At 63.0% G+C, this 21078-nt stretch carries 14 protein-coding genes; all 14 read right to left on the reverse strand.

Annotated elements, in window-relative coordinates; all coding sequences use genetic code 11:
• Positions 1 to 87: 87 nt before the first annotated feature.
• The 14 genes from pstA to AACZ17_RS00270 all read right to left on the reverse strand — a co-directional run bounded on the left by pstA (position 88) and on the right by AACZ17_RS00270 (position 21075).
• Positions 88 to 1803 carry a phosphate ABC transporter permease PstA gene (gene pstA, locus AACZ17_RS00205; RefSeq protein WP_290743653.1) on the reverse strand — a complete coding sequence of 572 codons (1716 nt, stop codon included), beginning with the start codon at positions 1801 to 1803 and terminating at the stop codon, positions 88 to 90.
• Positions 1803 to 3974 (reverse strand): ABC transporter permease subunit, encoded by a 2172-nt coding sequence (locus AACZ17_RS00210; RefSeq protein ID WP_339637480.1) that lies wholly within the window; start codon positions 3972 to 3974, stop codon positions 1803 to 1805. The genes pstA and AACZ17_RS00210 overlap by 1 nt, the downstream gene beginning before the upstream one ends.
• Positions 3975 to 4121: 147 nt before the next feature.
• On the reverse strand, positions 4122 to 5108 hold the full coding sequence (locus AACZ17_RS00215) for a phosphate ABC transporter substrate-binding protein PstS family protein (RefSeq protein WP_290743660.1): 987 nt from the start codon (positions 5106 to 5108) through the stop codon (positions 4122 to 4124).
• A gap of 93 nt (positions 5109 to 5201) precedes the next feature.
• The gene (gene phoR / locus AACZ17_RS00220; protein ID WP_290743666.1) at positions 5202 to 6476 is read right to left on the reverse strand and encodes a phosphate regulon sensor histidine kinase PhoR; all 1275 of its coding nucleotides are present in this window, start codon (positions 6474 to 6476) and stop codon (positions 5202 to 5204) included.
• Complete coding sequence (gene phoB / locus AACZ17_RS00225) at positions 6473 to 7183, reverse strand: phosphate regulon transcriptional regulator PhoB (protein WP_290743680.1); 711 nt, start codon at positions 7181 to 7183, stop codon at positions 6473 to 6475. Before phoB ends, phoR begins: the two co-directional genes overlap by 4 nt.
• 139 nt (positions 7184 to 7322) lie before the next feature.
• Positions 7323 to 8375, reverse strand: coding sequence for a 2-oxoacid:ferredoxin oxidoreductase subunit beta (locus tag AACZ17_RS00230; RefSeq protein WP_290743682.1), 1053 nt, complete (start codon positions 8373 to 8375; stop codon positions 7323 to 7325).
• Positions 8372 to 10234: a 2-oxoacid:acceptor oxidoreductase subunit alpha gene (locus tag AACZ17_RS00235; RefSeq protein WP_290743684.1), complete on the reverse strand. Its 1863-nt coding sequence runs from the start codon at positions 10232 to 10234 to the stop codon at positions 8372 to 8374. The genes AACZ17_RS00230 and AACZ17_RS00235 overlap by 4 nt, the downstream gene beginning before the upstream one ends.
• 3 nt (positions 10235 to 10237) lie before the next feature.
• Positions 10238 to 12016, reverse strand: coding sequence for an FAD-dependent oxidoreductase (locus AACZ17_RS00240; RefSeq protein WP_339637485.1), 1779 nt, complete (start codon positions 12014 to 12016; stop codon positions 10238 to 10240).
• A gap of 168 nt (positions 12017 to 12184) precedes the next feature.
• Positions 12185 to 12781 carry a transglycosylase SLT domain-containing protein gene (locus tag AACZ17_RS00245; RefSeq protein WP_290744823.1) on the reverse strand — a complete coding sequence of 199 codons (597 nt, stop codon included), beginning with the start codon at positions 12779 to 12781 and terminating at the stop codon, positions 12185 to 12187.
• Positions 12782 to 12786: 5 nt separating this feature from the next.
• The gene (ligA, locus tag AACZ17_RS00250) at positions 12787 to 14826 is read right to left on the reverse strand and encodes an NAD-dependent DNA ligase LigA (protein ID WP_290743688.1); all 2040 of its coding nucleotides are present in this window, start codon (positions 14824 to 14826) and stop codon (positions 12787 to 12789) included.
• A gap of 11 nt (positions 14827 to 14837) precedes the next feature.
• The gene (gene zipA / locus AACZ17_RS00255; RefSeq protein WP_290743690.1) at positions 14838 to 15791 is read right to left on the reverse strand and encodes a cell division protein ZipA; all 954 of its coding nucleotides are present in this window, start codon (positions 15789 to 15791) and stop codon (positions 14838 to 14840) included.
• Positions 15792 to 15820: 29 nt separating this feature from the next.
• Positions 15821 to 19321: a chromosome segregation protein SMC gene (smc, locus tag AACZ17_RS00260; RefSeq protein WP_290743696.1), complete on the reverse strand. Its 3501-nt coding sequence runs from the start codon at positions 19319 to 19321 to the stop codon at positions 15821 to 15823.
• 144 nt (positions 19322 to 19465) lie between these two features.
• Positions 19466 to 20647, reverse strand: a complete 1182-nt coding sequence (ccmI, locus tag AACZ17_RS00265) for a c-type cytochrome biogenesis protein CcmI (RefSeq protein ID WP_290743702.1) — start codon at positions 20645 to 20647, stop codon at positions 19466 to 19468.
• Positions 20644 to 21075, reverse strand: coding sequence for a cytochrome c-type biogenesis protein (locus AACZ17_RS00270; protein WP_290744825.1), 432 nt, complete (start codon positions 21073 to 21075; stop codon positions 20644 to 20646). Before AACZ17_RS00270 ends, ccmI begins: the two co-directional genes overlap by 4 nt.
• Between the last annotated feature and the right edge of the window lie 3 nt (positions 21076 to 21078).

Raw genomic sequence — 21078 nt, forward strand, 5'->3', positions numbered from 1 at the left:
ACAGGTCCTGCCGGGCTGACGGCGGGTACCTTGTCGCGTTTCAGTGCCTGGATATCCAATGCGTGGCTTTGCATGACAGGGTCCTGTTTAGTGTTCGAGTGACTTATAACGTTCGCGCAGCCGGTTACGCAGGCTGACGGCAGCGAGGTTGAGCAGCGCGATAATCAGTACCAGCAACAGCGCGGTGGCGTAGACCAGCGGCCGCGCTGCCTCGACGTTCGGGCTCTGGAAGCCGACGTCATAGATATGGAATCCGAGGTGCATGAACTTCTGGTCCAGGTGCAGGTAGGGATAGTTGCCATCCAGCGGCAGCGTGGGCGCGAGCTTCACCACCCCGACCAGCATCAACGGGGCCACTTCCCCTGCCGCCCTGGCCACGGCAAGGATCAGGCCGGTCATCATCGCCGGGCTGGCCATGGGCAGAACCACCCGCCAGAGTGTTTCCGCTCGCGTGGCGCCCAGCGCGAGCGAACCTTCGCGCACAGCCGATGGTATACGCGCCAGGCCTTCCTCGGTCGCAACAATCACCACCGGCAGGGTCAGCAGCGCCAGCGTGAGCGATGCCCACATCAGCCCCGGCGTGCCAAAGGTGGGCCGCGGTAGCGAAGCGGGGAAGAACAGCTGATCCAGCTCCCCTCCCACGAAATAGACAAAAAACCCGAGGCCAAAGACACCGTAGACGATAGAGGGCACGCCGGCGAGGTTGTTCACTGCGACGCGTATGGTGCGCGTGACAAAGCCCTGGCTGGCGTACTCCCGCAGGTAGACCGCAGCAACCACGCCAAAGGGCGTGACGATGATCGACATGAGGATCACCATCAGTACCGTGCCGAACATGGCCGGGAATACGCCGCCTTCCGTGTTCGCCTCGCGTGGCGGCTCCGAGAGGAACTCCCACAGGCGCTCGACGTACATCTGCATCTTCGCGAACACACCCATGGCATTGGGCTGGTACGCCCGCACCACCTTGGCGATGGGCAGGGTAACCACACGCCCGTCGGCGAGCTCCGCGCTGTAGCTGTGATCCTTTATGCTGTCGTACAGCACATACAGCTGCTCCTGCAGGGCGCGGAACAGCGCTTCCTGCTCGGCACGCTGACTGGCCAGGTCGGCCTGCGCTGACGCGTCCAGGCGACCTTCCAGCTCCAGTTCCCGCTCGCGCAGCCGCAGACGCTCCAGCTCGTAGTTGATGGCACCGATGTCCCCCTGCTCGATGCGGTGGATCTCCCTGCGTACAGCGACAGTATCGACTATCAGCGCCTGCAGGGCCTCCAGCGCCGCTGCCTCTCCGTGGTCGGCAACCGTTACCGGGTCGGCACCAAAGCGGTTCACCGCACGCAGGTAGCCGTAGAAGTTGCCCCATTCAAGGCGCTCCACCACCAACAGGTCCAGCGGATAGCGCCGCTCTCCGAACTGCTCATCGATCAGCCAGGTAAAGTCTGTACCCAGAAAATCGCGGTTGCCCTGCTTCAGCAGCGTCCGCTGGTAAAACGGGCCAGGACCCTGCAGCTCGAACCCCGCCTCACGTAACTGGGCACCGGGCACCTCAACCTGCTCCACCACTTCGCCCAGCAGCTCACGCGTCTGCCCCTGGTAGGTTACCGAGACCGACAGCACATCCGAGGGCCAGAAATGGCTCAGGCCACGCACCGCGAGCAGCAGCAGCAAACCGACCACGGCAATCACGCTCACGCTCACGGCAGCGCCGTTGAGCCAGATCAGCGGGTCGCCACTGCGTATCCAGGCACCCACCGCAGGTGCCCGTTCGTTGTGCAGATCCTGTTCGTTGATCATCTTGTTCATCACAGTGACCCGTACTTGATGCGCAACCGCTGCCGCACCAGTTCGGCGACGGTGTTGACCATGAAGGTAAACATGAAGAGCACAAAGGCAGCGAGGAAAAGCACACGATAATGTGTACTGTCGACTTCCGCTTCGGGCACTTCAACCGCGATATTGGCCGACAGCGTACGCATGCCCTCAAAGATATTGACGTCCATGATCGGTGTATTGCCCGTTGCCATCAGCACGATCATGGTCTCGCCCACCGCCCGGCCCAGCCCGATCATCAATCCGGAGAAGATGCCCGGACTTGCCGTGGGAATCACCACACCCACCAGCGTCTGCCACGGGGTTGCACCCAGCGCCAGACTGCCGTAGCTCAAGTGTTTGGGCACAGAGAAAATGGCGTCCTCGGCTATGGAGAAAATGGTGGGGATGACCGCCATGCCCATGGCGATGCCCACCACCAGCGCATTGCGCTGATCAAAGGAGATGCCCAGTTCAGTGGTGATCCAGCCGCGCATATCGCCCGAGAAGAACAGCAGCTCCAGCGTGTCGCTGCTGGCAAAGCTGGCGTAGCCGATGAACAACACCACCGGAATCAGCACGGCCGCGTGCCAGCCCTCGGGCAGGCGGGCGCGAATGGCGAGTGGCAGGCGCGACCAGAGAAAGGCAAACAGGATGACGCCGATGGGCAGCGTCAGCATCAAGGTGACGACCGCGGTCAACTTGTCCTCGATCAGCGGCGCCAGCCAGAGTCCCGCAAGAAAACCGAGAATCACCGTGGGCAGGGCCTCCATCAGCTCGATCATCGGCTTGACCTTGCGTCGCAGCGCTGGCGCCATGAAATAGGCGGTGTAGATGGCACCGCAGATCGCCAGCGGCGCGGCGATCATCATGGTGTAGAACGCGGCCTTCAAGGTGCCGAAAGCGAGCGGCGCAAAACTGTATTTGGGCTCGAAATCGTTGTCGGATGCGGACGATTGCCAGACGTGCTCGGGTTCATCGTAGCTTTCGTACCAGACTTCACTCCACAGCGCCGACCAGGATACATCCGGGTGTTCGTTATCGATGTGCCAACTGCGCAGACCGCCGTCCGCGTCCACCAGCAACAAGGCATCGGCGCGCGGCGATATGGCGGCCGCTCCGGCTCCCAGGGGCAAGGCGGCCTCGCTCAACAGCCGCCGGTGCGAGGTTGTGTGGTAGATCTGCACCTCACCCTGGCGGCCCAGGGCGACAAACCCCTTGCGACGATGCTCCGGCAACAGCGTGGTGACGTTGATACCATCGGTGTCAAATTCGCGGATCCGCTGCAGGCGATGACCACCTTCGCCGTCGCGCACCATGAAATACTGCACCAGCTCGCCGCGATCGGACGCCGCCAGCAGCGAGATGCCACCCAGCAGCATCGCGCTTTCAGTCAACTGGCCGCCCCGGGTAAACAGTTCACCCCGGCTCGCCACCTGCAATTTGCCCGCCGCATCGCGCTGCCGCAGATTGATCACCGCGTAACCGCCTTTGCTGTCGATGTGGTACAGCCACTGCAGATTTTCATCGATGTGGAAATCCGCGGTCTCCCCCGCCAGCGCCGGCAGTGACAGCGATTCCCGGTCAAAAATGACCTCGCCGGTGAGGAAGTTTTCTGACCGGTTGTAGCGCTGGGCACGCAGCGTGCCCCCGGCATCCAGGGCAACAATCACCGTGCCATCGTCGTTATCGCCCAGTGCCAGCTTCTGCACGGGACCGTCAGCAACGCGAATGTCGAGTTCCGGGTGGCGTCGCTCAACGCGCGGTGTTATCACGCGGTTACCGTCGGGATAGCTCAGACGATATTCGTGGCTGTGCAGGGACACGGCACCGGACTCATGAGCCAGCGCCAGCAGGCGCTTGCCCGCGCTCTCCTCGGCGACCGCGGAGACCGGGCCCAGATCGGCGGCAAGCTCGGACTCGAGCACGATGGCACCGCTGTCCAGCTGAAAAAAGCTGCCCCGGGCATCGGCAAAGACCGCGAAGCCAATTTCCGTCTGTTCCTCCACCGCCAGATAGAGCGGAGCCGCTGCAAAGGGCGAAGCGACCTCGGCGCGGGTCTCGATTGAAGCATTGCCAAACAGCGGCAGGACCTCATAGAGCAGGTAGAAAAAAATCAGCAGGATGGCGACCAGTACGCCGGCGCCGCCGGCGGTGACGGACACCGTGGCAGCGCGGTCCTTGAAGTGCCTCCACCTGGGTGTAAAGGGAGACACGTGTTCACTCATTTTCGTCAAGACAGGATCACTCGGTCAGCGATTGCCGGCACCGGGCAGGCCGCAAGGGACCGGCCCGGCGGTTCTCATCAGACCCTACAGGCCGAGTTGGCGACTGTAGCGCTCCACCACCGCGGCGGGAAGGGGAATGTAGCCATCCTTGAGCACAACATCCTGGCCCTGGCGGGAAAATACCAGCTTGAAGAATTCCCGCTCCAGCGGCGACAACGGCTTGTTCGGGTCCTTGTTCACGTAGACGTAGAGGAAGCGAGCCAGCGGGTAGCGCCCGTTGATGGAGTTTTCAGCGTCCGCTTCCACGTAGGGAAGGCCTTCACCCTTGCTGATCGGCACGGTGCGCACGCTGGAGGTGCGATAGCCAATCCCCGAGTAGCCAATGCCATTGATGGACGTGGAGACCGACTGCACTACCGAGGCGGACCCGGGTTGCTCATTGACGCTGTTCTTGAAGTCTCCCTTGCACAGGCCAACGGTCTTGAAGAAGCCGTAGGTACCGGACACCGAGTTGCGCCCGAACAGCTGCATGTCGCGGCCCTCCCAGGCGCCGGTGAGGCCAAGCTGTCCCCACTGGCTGATGTCCTGCGGTGCGCCACACTTGCGCGTTGAGGAGAAAATGGCATCCAGCTCGGCAATGGACATGCCCTCGATGGGGTTGTCCTTGTGCACATACACCGCTAGGGCGTCGATCGCCACCGGCACAGCGGTGGGCTTGTAGCCGTAGCGTGTTTCGAAGGCCTCGATCTCCTTGTCCCGCATATCCCGGCTCATCGGGCCGATATTGGCGGTGCCTTCAGTCAGTGCAGGTGGCGCCGTGGAGGAACCCGCCGCCTGGATCTGGATGTTGACATTGGGGTAGGCACGCTTGAAATCCTCAGCCCACAGGGTCATCAGGTTGGCCAGCGTATCGGAGCCGATGCTGGAGAGGTTCCCCGAGACGCCGCTGGCGACTTCGTAATCCTTGAGCCCGGGGTCCAACTCCGCCCAGGACATCGGCGCCATGCCCACCGCAACCGCGCCTGCACCCGCAACCGCTACCGTTTTTCTCAACCATTGCTTGATCGACATAAAGCACTCCTGTTTCCAGCGGATATCACAAACGCGCCTACACTAACGCCATTATGTGACAGTATTATGACAAGCCTGTGTCGCCTCCGGATCTCAGCCCCTGAACGCCAGGGTAAACGTACTGCCTTTACCCGGCAGGCTCGCTATCCGCAGCTCTGCGCGGTGGCCCGCCGCCACATGCTTGACGATGGCGAGGCCCAGGCCGGTCCCCCCCGTGGCCGAGGAGCGGCTGTCGTCCACGCGGTAAAACCGCTCCGTCAGGCGGGGTATATGCACCGCATCGATACCGATGCCCTGGTCCTGTACCGACAGCAACAGCTCGCCCCCCTGCTGCCGCCACGAAACTGTCACCAAACTGTCATCTTTACTGTATTTGAATGCATTCAGGATCAGGTTGGACACCGCGCTGTGCAACTCACGGTAGTCGCCGGGTATCTTTACCCGGGTGTCTGACTGCAGGGTCAGCGCGCGCTCGGGGTACAGCGTGCGCAGTTCGTCGACAAGTTCCTCGAGCAATGCCGCGATATCGACCTGCTCGCGTCGGGTCTGGGTGCGAACACTTTCCAGGCGCGAGAGCCAGAGCAGGTCCTTCAGCAGATTCTCCATGCGGTCGGTCTGCTGGGACATCTGCTCCAGCGGCCGTTGAAAGCGCGGCTCCAACTGCTGCGCATTGGCCAGAATCATCTCCAGGTAGCCCTTGATCACCGTCAGCGGTGTGCGCAATTCATGGGACACGTTGCCCACAAAGTCACGTCGCATCTGCTCGAGGTGGGCCTCCTTGGTAATATCACGCACAAACACCAGACGATCACCGTTGCCAAACAGGGTGATGGCAAACTGCAGCGTCTGCTCGCGATCGCCCTGCATGCGCAGCTGCAGGGGGTCTTCAAAGGCGCCTGCGATGTAGTAGCGATGGAAGGCGGGCAGGCGCACCAGATTGAGCAACGCCTGGCCACGGTCGGCAGGATAGCGCAGTCCCAGCAGCCGCTGTGCCGCCTCATTGCTCCATTCGATGGCGCCCCCGGCGCTGACCATGACGGCGCCGTCGTGCATGGAGGAAAGGGAGTCCTGCAGGTAGTCCAGTCGCGAGCGCAGCTCCGTCTCGCGCGCACTGGCCTTGCGCTGTAGCTGGTACAGGCGGTCATACAATGCGCCCCAGAAGCCAAGGGCTTCCGGTGGCTCCTGGGAGGGGTCCTGAAGCCAGCGCAGAAGGCGGCGCATCTGCCACGCCCAGCGCACCGTCAGCGCCAGCAGCGCCGCCGACAGCAACAGCCAGGGCCAGCCGATGAGCCAACCCACGGTGAGCGCTACCGCAACCAGTGCCAGCAGCCGGCGCAGTTCCGCCAGCCAAGCGGCCTGTGGACTCACCGCGCGGGAACTCCGCGGGCGGAGAAGCGGTATCCGGTACCGCGCACCGTCTGTACAAGGTCGCTGTAGTCGGCCTGCGGGGTCTGCAGTGCTTTACGCAAGCGCCGGATATGTACGTCCACCGTGCGCTCTTCCACGTACACGTTGGCCCCCCAGACCTGGTCCAGTAGCTGGCTGCGTGTGTAGGCGCGCTCGGGGTGGGACATGAAAAAATGCAGCAGGTTGAATTCGGTAGGCCCCATTTCAACCGGCTCGTCGCAGAGGAAGATGCGCCGGCTCTCGCCATCCAGGACCAGCTGGGCAACCTGTATACGGTCCTGTTCATCCCCGCCAGCGGAGCGTCGCAGCAGCGCCTTGATGCGGGCGATCAGCTCGCGCGGTGCAAACGGTTTGGTGATGTAGTCGTCAGCACCCACATCCAGCCCCTGGATCACATTGTCCTCCGCGGTCTTCGCTGTGAGCATGATGACGGGCACGTCACGGGTGGTGTCAGTGCGCTTGAGCCGGCGCAGCAGCTCCAGGCCACTGCCCCCGGGCAGCATCCAGTCCAACAGAACCATGTCCGGACGCTCGTCAACGATCAGAGTAAAGGCATCCTGGATGTTCTCCGCCTCAAGGCAACGGAAGCCCGCAATCTCCAGCGCCATGCGCAACATATCGCGGATGGCAAACTCATCATCAACAATCAATACCTGACGTTCATTCATTGGTCACATTGTCCTCTTTTTCGCGCTGTATCCGCGTATTAGATGAGGAAATTGTGACAATTAAATGACAGCTCACCCTGCGCTGCCGCATTTCTGCCGCGGCGGCGGGGTGTGACCGCATGAAACAGGCGCTCCGGACCTAACGCAGACTGGCGTTGATGTTGGCCAACACCTTGTCGCCGGGACACAGATCTTCCTCGACCAGGCTGTTCAGCGGGCGACGCGACGTCTCCATGATGTCATGCAGATCCCGGGAGTCCTTGTCCATGTAGATGAGTCCGGTCAGGATCTGACCCTCCGCGCTGTGCCTCTGCAGTGCCACCATGGCAGAAACCCTGTCGAAGGGGTCCAGGTCGGGCGCCAGTTTTTCAAGGTGCAACACGGAGCCGTCGTGCAGGGTCACTTCCTGGCTGCGGCCCGCCGGGTAGCTGGCGGTGATCTCCTCACGCATGGGCACGAAGTCCACGGTCCCGGTGGCCTCTGCATGTTCGCGCACGAAATCATAGCTCTTGGTGGACCCCGGGTTGTTGTTGAAGGTGACGCAGGGCGAGATAACGTCAATCAGCGCAAATCCACGATGGGAAATGGCCGCCTTGATCAAAGGCACCAGTTGGCCCTTGTCACCGGAAAAGCTGCGTGCCACAAAGGTTGCACCGAGCTGCAGGGCCAGGCCGGGAAGATCAATCGCCGAGAAGGGATTGGGATCGCCCTTCTTGCTCGCCGAACCGGCATCCGCCGTCGCCGAGTCCTGCCCTTTGGTGAGACCATAGCAGCCATTGTTCATGACGATATAGACCATATTGAGGTTGCGCCGCACCGCGTGGGCAAACTGCCCCATGCCGATGGACGCCGTATCACCATCACCGGAGACGCCGAGGTATAACAGGTCTCGGTTGGCCATATTGGCGCCGCTGACGACCGAGGGCATGCGCCCGTGCACCGAGTTGAAACCGTGCGATTTGCCCAGGAAATAGGTCGGCGACTTCGAGGAACAGCCGATCCCTGACAGCTTGGCGATCTTGTGTGGCTCCAGGGCCAACTCATGGCAGGCGCGAACAATGGCACCGGAAATGGAGTCGTGACCGCAACCCGCACACAGCGTGGAGATCGAACCTTCGTAGTCGGCACGGGTGTAGCCCAGCGCGTTGACCGGGAGGTCGGGGTGGCGGAATTTGGGAAGCTGATAACTCATGACCTGTTCTCCGCGCCGGCGACCATACGTTCGCGACGCAAGGGGGTGACGTTGTAGCCCGGCATCTGCTGCAGAATCTGTTTGCGGATGTTTCGGGCACTGATCGGGGTACCATCAAAACAGAGTACCGACTTCAGTTTATCGGGGCCCAGTTCGAATTCAGCCATGAGCAGCGTGCGCAACTGGGCATCGCGGTTCTGCTCGATCACAAACACCCGCTCGTGCCGGGCGATAAAATCCGCCACCTCCTGATTGAACGGAAAGGCGCGAACGCGCATGGCATTCAGCGGTACACCGTCCTCCGCGAGGTAGTCGCGGGCCTCCATGGAGGACTCTTCGCTGGTGCCATAAAAGAGGATTGCCGTATCTGTTTCCTGCTCGCTCTGCGTTTCCAGCGGCCGCGGCACCCACTCCTTGATGGTTTCCCATTTGGCCATCAGGCGGTGCATGTTCTTTTCGTACTCCTCGCCCTTTTCCGTGTATACAGCGTACTCGTCACGCGAGGTCCCACGTGTGAAGAACGCCCCTTTTTCCGGGTGCGTGCCGGGTATGGTGCGGTAGCAGATGCCGTCCCCATCGACGTCGAGGTAACGCCCGTAGCGCTCCATCTGTTCCAGCTGCTCAGCGCTGAGAACCTTGCCGCGGTCGTAGCGGCGCGCGTCATCCCAGGTCAATGGCGGCGACATGTTGTCGTTCATCCCCAGGTCGAGGTCGGTCATCAGGATAATGGGGGTCTGCAGGCGTTCCGCCAGATCAAAGGACAGTGCGCCGAAGTCAAAGCACTCCTTCGGCGTGGACGGGAACAGCAGCACCTGCTTGGTGTCTCCGTGGGAGGCGTAGGCCGCCGACAGCACATCGGACTGCTGGGTGCGGGTGGGCATGCCCGTGGACGGGCCAGCACGCTGCACATCGAACAGCACCGTGGGTATTTCAGCGAAGTAGGCCAGGCCGAGAAACTCACTCATCAACGACAGGCCCGGACCGCTGGTCGCGGTGAATGCCCGGGCGCCGTTCCAGCTCGCGCCGACCACCATGCCGATGGCCGCAAGCTCGTCTTCCGCCTGCAGGATCGCGTAGTTCTTGCGCCCCGTACCCGGGTCAATACGCAGCCGCTTGGCATAACGCTCGAAGGCATCGACGACAGAAGTAGACGGGGTGATGGGGTACCAGGCCGCCACCGTGGCGCCGCCGTAAATCGCGCCAAGCCCCAGCGCCGTGTTGCCATCCAGCAGGATATTGTCACCGACCTTGTCGGAAGCGCGAACGCGAATGCCAATGGGGCACTCGAAGTGTTCCTGGGCGTACTGGTAGCCGAGTTCCAGCGCATGAATATTGGGCAGGATGAGCTTGTCCTTGCCCTTGAACTGGTCTTCGACCAGCCCGGTGAGCACGGCGAAATCGATGTCCAGCAGCGCCGCCAGCGCGCCCACATAAATCACATTGCGGAATAGCTGGCGCTGCCTCGGGTCCTCGTATTCCTCGTTGCAAATGCGCGTCAGTGGAATACCAAAGATATTGACGTCGTTGCGCATCAGGCGCAGGTCCAGCGGCTTGGTATTGTCATAAATGAAGTAGCCGCCCGGCTCCACTTCCTTGATGTCCTGCGGCATGCTCTGTGGATTGACCGAGAGCATGATATCCACGCCGCCGCGACGGCCCAGGTAACCGCGCTCGCTGACGCGCACCTCGTACCAGGTGGGCAGCCCCTGGATATTGGACGGGAATATGTTTTTCGGGCACACGGGCAGTCCCATGCGGAAGATTGCCTTGGCGAACAGGTTGTTGGCACTGGCGCTGCCGGTGCCGTTCACGTTGGCGAACTTGATAACGAACTCATTGACGGATTGCAGCGCTTGCATGGTTTATTGCCCCGCTTTGGTAACGCTGTAGAGAAATTTCTGCATGTCCCAGGCTGATGTGGGGCAGCGCTCGGCACAGAGCCCGCAGTGCAGGCAGACGTTCTCGTCCTTGACCATCACGCGCTGCGTGGGCAGCTCCGTAGAGACGTAGAGGTCCTGTGCCAGATTGCCCGCCGCTGCGCTGAGGCGCGTGCGCAGTTCCGATTCCTCCGCGTTCTCGACAAAGGAAATACAGTCCGTCGGACAGATATCGACGCAGGCATCACATTCGATGCAGCGCGGGGTGTCGAACACGGTTTGCACGTCGCAATTGAGACAGCGCTCGGCCTCCTTGAACCCCGTGCTCAGGTCGAAGCCGAGTTCCACCTCGAGCTTGCGGTTGCGCAGCGTTTCCTCAAGCGGTGCCATGGGCACCACGAACCGCTTGTCGTTCTCCACCTGGTTGTCGTAGCTCCACTCGTGGATGCCCATTTTCTGGCTGACCAGGTTGGTCATCGGCGCCGGGCGGTTGGTGACCGGCTCGGCACGGCAGAACAGATCGATACTGATAGCGGCCTGGTGGCCGTGGGCCACCGCGGTGATGACGTTCTCTGGCCCGAATGCGGCGTCACCGCCAAAGAACACCCGCGGGTTGGTCGACTGGAAAGTGGCCTTGTCGACGACCGGCATGTCCCAGTTGTCAAACTCAATGCCGAGATCGCGCTCCACCCAGGGGAAGGCATTGTCCTGGCCGATGGCCATCAGCACATCGTCGGCTTCCATGAACACGAGGTCCTCACCCGTGGGCACGAGGCTGCGCTTGCCATTCTCGTCGTACTGCGCCTCGACTTTCTCGAAGAGCATTCCTTTCAGCTCGCCATTCTCGACCACGAATTCCTTGGGCACATGGTTGTCGTGGATTGGAATGCCCTCGTGCATGGCATCCTCTTTTTCCCAGGGCGACGCCTTCATGTCGGCAAACGGGCTGCGCACCACAACCCGCACATCTTCACCGCCGAGACGGCGCGAGGTGCGGCAGCAGTCCATTGCGGTATTGCCGCCACCCAGCACCAGTACGCGCTTGCCGATACTGCTGGTGTGCTCGAACGCAACACTGGCCAGCCAGTCGATGCCGATGTGCACGTGCTTTCCGGCGTCCTCGAGACCGGGCAGGTTCAGGCCGCGTCCGCGGGGCGCACCGGTGCCCACAAACACGGCATCGTAGTCCTTCTCGAGTACGCTCTTCAGGCTGGTGACTTCGGTATTGAAGTGCGTCACCACACCCATGTCGAGGATGTACCCGACCTCCTCATCCAGCACCGAAGCCGGCAGCCGGAAGGAGGGAATCTGGCTGCGCATCATGCCACCACCGGCAAACTGGTTGTCGTAGATGTCGATGTCGTACCCCAGTGGCATGAGGTCACGCGCTACCGTCAGCGATGCCGGCCCCGCGCCAATGAGTGCGATGCGCTTGCCGTTCTTCTGCTCCGGAATGCGCGGCAGCCGCGCGCTGATATCGGTCTTGTTGTCGGCCGCAACACGCTTCAGGCGACAGATGGCCACCGGCTCCTCGCCCTTGGCGATGCGGCCGCGCCGGCAGGCGGGTTCGCAGGGCCGGTCGCAGGTGCGACCGAGAATGCCGGGGAACACGTTGGATTCCCAGTTCACCATGTAGGCATCGTCATAGCGGCCTGCGGCAATCAGCCGAATGTATTCCGGGACCGGTGTATGCGCCGGACAGGCATACTGGCAATCCACGACTTTGTGGAAGTATTCGGGGTTCTTGATATCAGTTGGGTTCACAGCGAAGACCTGTTTTGAACGTTATGTAGCGGGCTCGCGACCATGACGGCACACCCGGAAAGTGTGTCACAAAGCGCAATGGTTTGCATCTACACGCCCTGCCAATTCGCACTCCCCGCGCGCACCGGGCGCAGTTTACTGCGGTGCTGGCAGGATTATTGAACCACCCTAGAACCAGCCGAACAGTCCGCCGCCACGCGGCAGGGAGTCCGCGCAGCCGCCAAGTTGCACCGTGTAAAGCGCAGCGCGATCGCGCACTTTGGCGGCAACGTTGAGCAGCCACGCCTTGTTGCGATAGCTGCCACGGTTATAGCCGCCATGTCCCTCGTGATAGGCGAGGTAAAGGCGGTAGGCGTCGTTCTTTGCAATGCCGCTGCGGTGCAGTGACTCGTTGTTGTACCAGCCGATAAAATCCATCGAGTCGCCAAAGTCATCGCGATCCGCCCCGTAGTTCCCTGTGCTGCGCTGATAGGCTTTCCAGGTGGATTTGATTGCCTGGCTGTAGCCGTAGGAGTTTGAGGGTCGCATGCCGGGTATGATGCCAAAGATACGTGTACGCGGCGGTTTCGCCTGCGCCACAAAGCGCGACTCCTGGTGCATGATCGCCAGCATGACCGGCACCGGGCTACCCCAGGCTTTCTCTGCATCCAGCGCATCATCGTACCAGCCGTCTTTCTCGCGGAAGATATTGCAGGCGTTGTCCACATTACTCGGTGGCGTCGTCGCACAGGCAGACAGCAAGAGGACCAGCAACGCCGGCAACAAGCCCCTCACGGCATTGCACCGTGCCTGCGCAGCAGGGTCAGCAGTGCCGCCTCATCGATAACGGGGATATTCAGTTCCGTTGCCTTGCCCAGTTTGGAGCCGGCACCCGGCCCCGCGACCACCATCGCGGTTTTTGCCGAGACGCTGCCCGCCACACGTGCACCGAGAGACTCCAGCAGGGTTTTGGCCTCGCTGCGCCCGAGGGACTCCAGCTTGCCTGTAACCACCCAGGTTTCGCCCGCCAGCGGCAACGCCTCTGCCGGACGCACTTCCAGGTCCGGCCAATGCACGCCGGCGTTGCGCAGCGCCTGCACCACCGACAGGCTGTCGGCAGAATCCAGGAACTGCCGCAGGTGGTCGGCTACGACGGGGCCCACATCGGGGACCGCCAGCAGGGCCTCTTCACTGGCTGCGGCAAGCGCCTCCCAGGAGCCGAAATGGCGCGCGAGATTGCCCGCCGTGGATTCGCCCACTTCGCGAATACCCAGCGCGTAGATGAACCGCTGCAGCGTCGTCGCCTTGCTTTGCTCCAGCGCTGCGAGCACATTGTCGACCGACTTCGCCCCCATGCGCTCCAGCCCCAACCAGGCCTCGCGCGGCAGGGTGTAGAGGTCGGCGACGGTACGCACCAGCCCCTGGTCGACCAGCTGGTCGACCAGCTTGTCACCCAGACCGTCCACGTCCATTGCCCGGCGCGAGACAAAATGGCGAATCGCCGCTTTCTGCTGTGCCTGACACACCAGTCCTCCCATGCAGCGCAACACCGCCTCGTCCGCGGCACGCTCCACAACGGAACCGCAGACCGGGCAGCTGTCGGGAAAACGCACCGGCTGCGCGTTGTCCGGACGCTGTTCCGGCACAACAGCCACCACCTGCGGAATCACATCGCCTGCGCGACGCACGATCACCGTGTCCCCGATGCGCACATCCAGTCGCTCCACCTCATCGGCGTTGTGCAGTGTCGCATTGCTGACCGTCACCCCGCCGACAAACACGGGCTCCAGACGCGCCACCGGGGTAATGGCTCCGGTGCGCCCCACCTGGAATTCCACCGCCAACAGTCGCGTCATCTCCTCCTGCGCCGGAAACTTGCGCGCGATGGCCCAGCGCGGTGCGCGGGAGACAAACCCGAGGCGCTGCTGCAGCTGCAAATCGTTGACCTTGTACACAATGCCATCGATATCATAGGGAAGCGTTGCCCGGCGCTGTGCCAGCGCCTCGTAGTAATCCTCACAGGCAGCAATACCTTTGACCACCCGGGATTCGGCATTGATCCTCAAACCCCAGGTATGCAAACGCTGCAGGATGTCCGAGTGGCGGGCGGGCATCTCTCCGCCCTGGTACAGACCAACGCTATAGCAGCACATCTGCAGCGGACGCCGTGCAGTGATGCGCGCATCCAGCTGACGCAGGCTGCCGGCCGCGGCATTGCGCGGGTTGACAAAGGTTTTCTCGCCGCGCTCCCGCGCCTCCTCATTCAACTGCTCAAAGCCCGCCCGCGGCAGGTAGATTTCGCCGCGCACTTCCAGCAGGGCGGGAAAGCCACTGCCTCGCAGTCGCAGCGGCACGGAAGCCACAGTGCGCACATTGTGCGTGATGTCTTCACCGGTTGTGCCGTCACCGCGGGTCGCACCCCGCTGCAGCTGCCCATCGCGATACAACAGGCTGACCGCTATACCGTCGAGTTTCGGCTCACAGGCGTATTCCAGCGCCTCATCGGGTGCCCAGCCCAGCCGGTCCAGCAGGCGCCGGTTGAAGTCGCGCAAATCCTCGGCACTGAAGGCATTGTCCAGCGACAGCATGGGCATTTCATGCTGCACCTGGGCAAACTGGGACAGGGGCGTTGCGCCCACGCGCTGGGTGGGTGAATCCGGCGTACACAAGGCGGGGTACTGCGCCTCGAGCGCACGCAGCTGCTGCATGCAGCGGTCGTATTCAGCGTCCGGCACGCTGGGCTGGTCCAGCACGTGGTACTGATAATTCCAGCTGTCGAGTTGCTCGCGCAAGCGAGCCGCCTCATCCGCCGCTGCCTGGGCGTTCGCCATGTGTCTACGCCCTAATGCGACCGGGCGAGCATGCGCCGCTCGAGATCACGGATCTGCTGCCGCGAGTGCTCCAGGGTCTGGCGGGTCAGCGCGCTGCGGGTCTCGTCAAGGACGTCGCCCTTCAGATTGCGCGCCACGGTCTGCGCTGTTTCCAGCATGTAGTCGAAAGCCTGCATCATGTCGGCGGGCCCCGGCAGCGTGACAAAAAAGACCAGCCCCGGCGTACTGAAATCGGACATGTTGTCGATGTCGAACACACCGGGCTGCATCATGTTGGCTACGCTGAACTGTATCGGGCCGCGCCCGGCTTCCTGCTCGTGACGGTGAAAGAAACTCATGTCGCCAAAGCGGAGATCGCAGGCGAGCAGGATGTGCAGGATGTCGTCCCCGCGGAAGCCCTCGGGGTCGCGCGCTACCACGTTCAGCATGAAGACCTCCGGCTCTACATCGCGAGGCAGGAGGCCGGGCTCATCCGCATCCGGCAGCTGCCGTTCTTCGGCTTCCAGCGCGTCCAGCCAGTCGAGGTTCTCGGGTTCGTCACGGGTGCTCAAGCCACTCATGAGATCATCATCTGCGGCGCCGGTTCTCGCGGCGCGTTTGCGGGAAACGCGGCTTTTGCCGGCAGGCGCAACATCGCTGTCGTCGTGTTGCGCCGCGGTCGCCGCGGGGCGTCCCGGTGCCTTGCCCTCGCGCTCTTCCGCCGCAGCAGCCTCGGCGCCCTCGGCCCGGTGCTGGGCACGGGCGTCAAGCAGGTCGCCGCGATGCACCACGCGAGCACCCCCATTGGGCAGCTCCCGGTACACGGCGATGTCGAGGTCGCCGCCGTCACTGCCCTCCTCGCCCACCAGTTTGATGCGCACGGCAGCGCGCCGATCGTTACGTACCCGGCGCCAGGCATCCAGCAAGACCGCCAGGATCAGCAGTACACCGGCAATTACCATCCAATCGCGTATCGTCAAGTCCATCACAGCTGCGCCCGCTTCCTCCGCTTGTCCTAACTCGCCGCCAGTTCCGCTGCCTCTTCGACATCCACCGTCACCAGACGGGATACACCGGGTTCGTGCATGGTGACACCCATCAACTGATCCGCCAACTCCATGGAGATCTTGTTGTGGGTAATGTAGATGAACTGCACTTTTTCGGACATTTCCTTGACCATGCGTGCGTACCTGCCCACGTTGGCATCGTCCAGCGGCGCGTCCACTTCGTCAAGCATACAGAACGGCGCGGGATTAAGCTGGAAAATCGAAAACACCAGGGCAATCGCGGTCAGTGCCTTCTCGCCACCCGACAGCAGGTGGATGGTGCTGTTCTTCTTGCCAGGGGGGCGGGCCATGATAGTGATACCCGTATCCAGGAGGTCGTCGCCGGTCATCTCCAGGTACGCGTTGCCGCCGCCGAACACCCGCGGAAACAGATCCTGCAGCCCTGCGTTCACCTTGTCGAAAGTGTCGCGGAACCGGCTGCGCGTCTCCTTGTCGATCTTGCGGATCGCCGAGGCGAGGGTCTCCAGCGCTGTTTCCAGATCCTCGTTCTGGGCGTCCAGGTACTGCTTGCGCTCGGACTGCAGGGCATATTCGTCTATCGCCGCGAGGTTGATGGGCCCGAGCCTGGCCACACGGGCCGCCACCCGCTCGAGAGCACTCTGCCACTCCGCCTCGTTGGCGCCCTCGGGCATCCCGGCCAGCACGCTGTCGACCTCCTGGTCCAGCTCCCGCAGCTGGCGCAGCACGTTCTCCCGCTGCACCTGCAGGCCCTGCTGTTGCAAACGCTGTTGCTCCAGGTCGGCGCGCACGGACTGGGCGCGCTGCTCAATCGCCGCGCGCTGCTGTTCTGCCTGGCGCAGCGCGTGTTCCACTTCGGCCACCGCCTGCCGCGCCTGGGTCAGTTCGGCTTCGGAGGCGAGCCGCAGCGCCAGCTGCTCCTCGAGTTCCTGCTGCAAAGCGACCACCGGATCATCGCTCTCCATCAGGCTGCCCTGCAGGGACTCACGCCGCTCTTCCAGCTGGGCCACCTGGGAGCGCGCACGCTCCATGGTTTCCGTGACGCCGCGCAGCTGCGTTTGCAGCGACTGGTGACGCATGGCGGACTGGTGCGCCGCATCCTTGTCGTGACGCGCCTTCTGCCGCACGCTGTCGAGCTGATTGCGCGCGGCGTCCCGACGTGCCAGCAGCTCCTCGCGCTGGCGCGAGTCTGTTTCCATGCGTTCGATGGCTTCTGCAAGCAGCAGCCGGGCTTCCGCAACCGACTCCTGCTCCTGCGTGAACTGACCGCGGGTGTCGGCGATATCCGAGGCCAGCCGCTCGCGGCGAGCACTTATCTGCTCCATACGCGCCTGCTGGGCCGACAGGGCAGCGCGCAGCTCTGCATGCTGCCGCGCCAGCTGTTGCTGTTCACGCTGGCTGTCCTGGCGCTGACTCTCCAGGCCCTGTTGCCGTTCGCGAAGCTCGGCCAGGGATTCCTCGAGCCCGGAAACCTGCTGCGCAGTGACATCGACTTCCTGCACCAGCCGTTCCAGTTCCTGCTGGCGCTGGATGACACCGCCCCCCTGCTGGCCGGGGCGGGCAACCCGCAGCCAGTCGCGACCCAGCCAGATACCGTCCGCGGTGATCACCGATTCACCGGCCGCCAGCTGGTTGCGCAGCTGCAGCGCGGCGGGCAGGTCGGGGGCCACACGGACACCCGCCAGCAGGCTTGCCACCGCCGCAGGCCCCTTGACGCGGGAGGCGAGATAGTCGGGACTCGACGGCGCCTCTGCCGCGCCGCGCTGGACCAGGCTGACCTGCCCCTGCTCCAGCGCCTGCAGGGAATCTGCCAGGTCTCCCAGTTGCTCTACGCACACCGCCTGCAGATAATCACCCAGCGCCGTTTCAACCGCCTGTTGCCAGCCATCATCAACCTGCAGCTGCTCCAGCAGGCGCGGCTGCGCTTGCAGGCCCTGCGCCGCCAGCCACTGGCTGACACCCTGGTCACGATCTTCCGTGGCCGCCTGCTGCAATGCCTCTAGCGAGGCCTGTCGGCCGCGCAGCTGCTGCAGGCGTGAGCGACTCTCGTTCAGCTGTGCTGACAGGTGGGTCTCTTCCTCGCGCGCTGCCGACAGCGCCTCGACCCGCTCATCGCTGCGCAGCTCGGCGGCAGCCATCTGCTCCTCGAGCAGGGCGATGTCTTCGGCAACCGCCTCCAGATCGGCGTCATCGTCACCGACCACCAGGCCAGAGCGTTCCTCCTCCAGCTGCTGGATCCGTCGCTGTAAACGCTGCTGGGCCTGCTCCAAGTGCTGGATGCGCGATTGCTGCACCTCCGCCTGCTGTCGCGGCGCCGCTGCCTGGTGATTGAATTCATCCCACTGCTGCTGCCAGTGCAGCATGGCCTCTTCCGCCTCCTGCAGCGCGTTGGCGGACTCTTCTTCCGCCGCCTGCAGCAGTTCCAACTCGGGCGCCAGCGTCTCCAGCTCCTGCTCCCAGGCAGTCAGCTTGTCCTGATCCTGCTGCAAATGCGCCTGCGCCTCGTCGAGACTGCTCAGCGCCTGGCGGAGATCGGCGTGCAGTTGCTGCGCGCGCTCCTTCTGGAACTTGATCGCCTGCTCCAGCCGCGCCACCTCGGCACCCAGCGAGTAGTAGGTCGCCTGCACCGCATTGAAGCTGTCCGTACGCTCGGTGTAATCCTGACGATGCTGCTCTATGCCGGTGTCCACCTGCTGGTGCTCGGCGTTCACCGCCTCCAGCCGCACCTCCAGTTCACCGATCGCCTGGCCGCAGTGGCGCGCCTGACCGTCCAGCTGCTGCCACTGCAGCGCGTAAAGCTGGGCTTTCAGGGTGCGCTCTTCGGCCTTGAGTTCGCTGTATTTTTCGGCCGCCTGGGCCTGCCGCTGCAGGTGCTGCAACTGGCGCTGCAACTCGTCGCGCAGGTCGGTAAGACGCTCCAGGTTTTCCATGGTGCGACGCATGCGGTTCTCGGTTTCCTTGCGCCGCTCCTTGTATTTGGAGATACCCGCCGCCTCCTCGATGAACACGCGCAGGTCTTCGGGACGCGATTCGATGAGTCGCGAGATCATGCCCTGCTCGATGATCGCGTAGCTGCGCGGGCCGAGCCCGGTACCCAGAAAGATGTCGGTAATGTCGCGACGTCGACAACGCGCGCCATTCAGGAAGTATTCGGACTGCGCCTCCCGAGTGACCAGGCGCTTGATGGAGATTTCCGCGTAACTGGCGTACTCACCGCCGACACCGCCGTCGCTGTTGTCGAATACAAGCTCGATAGAGGCCTGTCCCACCGGCTGGCGATTGATCGAGCCATTGAAAATGACATCGGTCATCGATTCCCCGCGCAGGTTCTTGGCGGAGCTCTCACCCATCACCCAGCGCACGGCATCGATAACGTTGGATTTGCCGCAGCCATTGGGGCCTACCACGGCACACATGTTACTGGGGAAGTTGACAGTGGTGGGATCGACAAACGACTTGAAGCCGGCCAGCTTGATGGATTTTAGTCGCATATCACTTTAAGTTTGTTTTGTAACTTTCTGTTTTATATAGCATTTAAACCCAAAAAGCCGGCTTCTCTGCCACCCCGCGAATACTAGATGTAGTGTACCCAACTTCCTCCGGCAACACTATGCCTGAGGGGGGCGAATGTGACATCACCCCTGCCGGGGTGCGAGCGTGATCAGACGGGGCTCATCTGACAATGAAGGCTGCAAGGGGCCGATGCGCCCCAGCCAAGTGGCGTTTTCCTCGCCGGGGGTGCCCGCGGGCGACACCTGCACCAGCACCAGAATCTCGCCCGCCTCCGACAGCTTCTGGCCGGCCATGGAGCTGCTGTCGTCCAGACGCAGGGTCGCCGGGAGCTGGCTGGCCGCCAGCCGCTGCACCGCGATCGGCATCCGGCTTTCGCTGGCGGCGGCGCGGGCCAGCACGAATACCGTGTCGGACTCGGCCAGCTCAGCGCCTTCAGGCAAGGCGACCCGCACCGTGACGCCGGGACTGATGTCCGTGGGCGACTCGACCGGTTCCTCGCCCAGACGCTGGCGTGCCTCGGCGATTACGCCGGCGATCAGCTGCTGCCCCTCACTACCGGGGGCTTCCATCACGATCAGGCGCTCCCAGTACTGAATGGCGGCGCGGAACTGCCCTCGCTCGAACGCTGCCATACCCAGCAAACCCAATGCTGTGCGCTGCTGCGGGTCGATAGCCAGGGCCTGCTCGGCACGCGCCTGTGCGGTGGCGTTCAGGGTGCGACCGTCTGCCAGATAGCGCGCCTGTGCGGCGTAGGCCAGCCCCTGGGGGTCTTCCGGTGCCGCCTGTACCAGCCTGTCGTAGGTTTCCGCGGCGAGCGCAAATTCCCCCTGCCCCATCTGGTAACGCCCCAGCAGCGCAAGGTAATGCAGATTGTCCGGACGCTGCACGGCGCGCTCCTCGATCGCGTCCATCAGCTCCAGCAGCTGCGCCTCACTGGGCGCCTCACCCAGGGCGCCGAGCTGGCGGGCGATCTGGACATCGGTGACGGCGCCCAGTTCATGGTAGAGCCACGCTGACATCAACCCGACAAGCGGCAGCAGCGCCCACAGTGGAAAGGCATGGCGCGCAGACTGCGCTGGCGACGCTACCGCCTGACCCTGCTGGTCTTCCAGCAGGCGCAATTGCGTGTCGGTTTCCAGGTCGGTCTCGCCCGCCTCGGCCAGTTCGGCACGGCGCAGGCGGTACCAGTCGAGATTGGCCTGTGCGCCATCATCGATCGGTCGCTTCGCCGCCCAACCGGGGAACAGCAGAAACAAGCCACTGAGAACAACCAGGCCCGCGCAGGCGAACAGAAATGTGGTCAAGCGTCTTTCTCCGGTGTCTGCAGCAGGGTTGCCAGCTGTGCCTGGTCATCCTCGGTCAGCGCGGCCGCGCCGTCGCGGCGACCGCGCAGAATCAACAGTAGGCCAGCCACCCCCGCGAGCAGCAGAATCAGCGGTGCCAGCCACAGCACCGCGGTCGCGGCATTGAAGGCGGGCCGGTAACGCACGAATTCACCGTAGCGCGCGACCATGAACTCAAGGATTTCCTCATCGCTGGCGCCGGCCTCCAGTTGCTGGTGCAGCAGACGCCGCAAGTCCTGGGAAATTGGCGCATTGGAGTCGGCAATATTCTGGTTCTGGCATTTGGGACAACGCAGTTCTTCACTGAGCAGCTGGTAGCGCGCTTCCAGCGCCGGCGTGCTGAACTCGTAAGTCTCGATGACCGCGCCCGCGTGAATGCTCAGCAGCATCAG

It is taken from the genome of uncultured Haliea sp. (assembly GCF_963973825.1).
GTDB lineage: Bacteria > Pseudomonadota > Gammaproteobacteria > Pseudomonadales > Halieaceae > Haliea.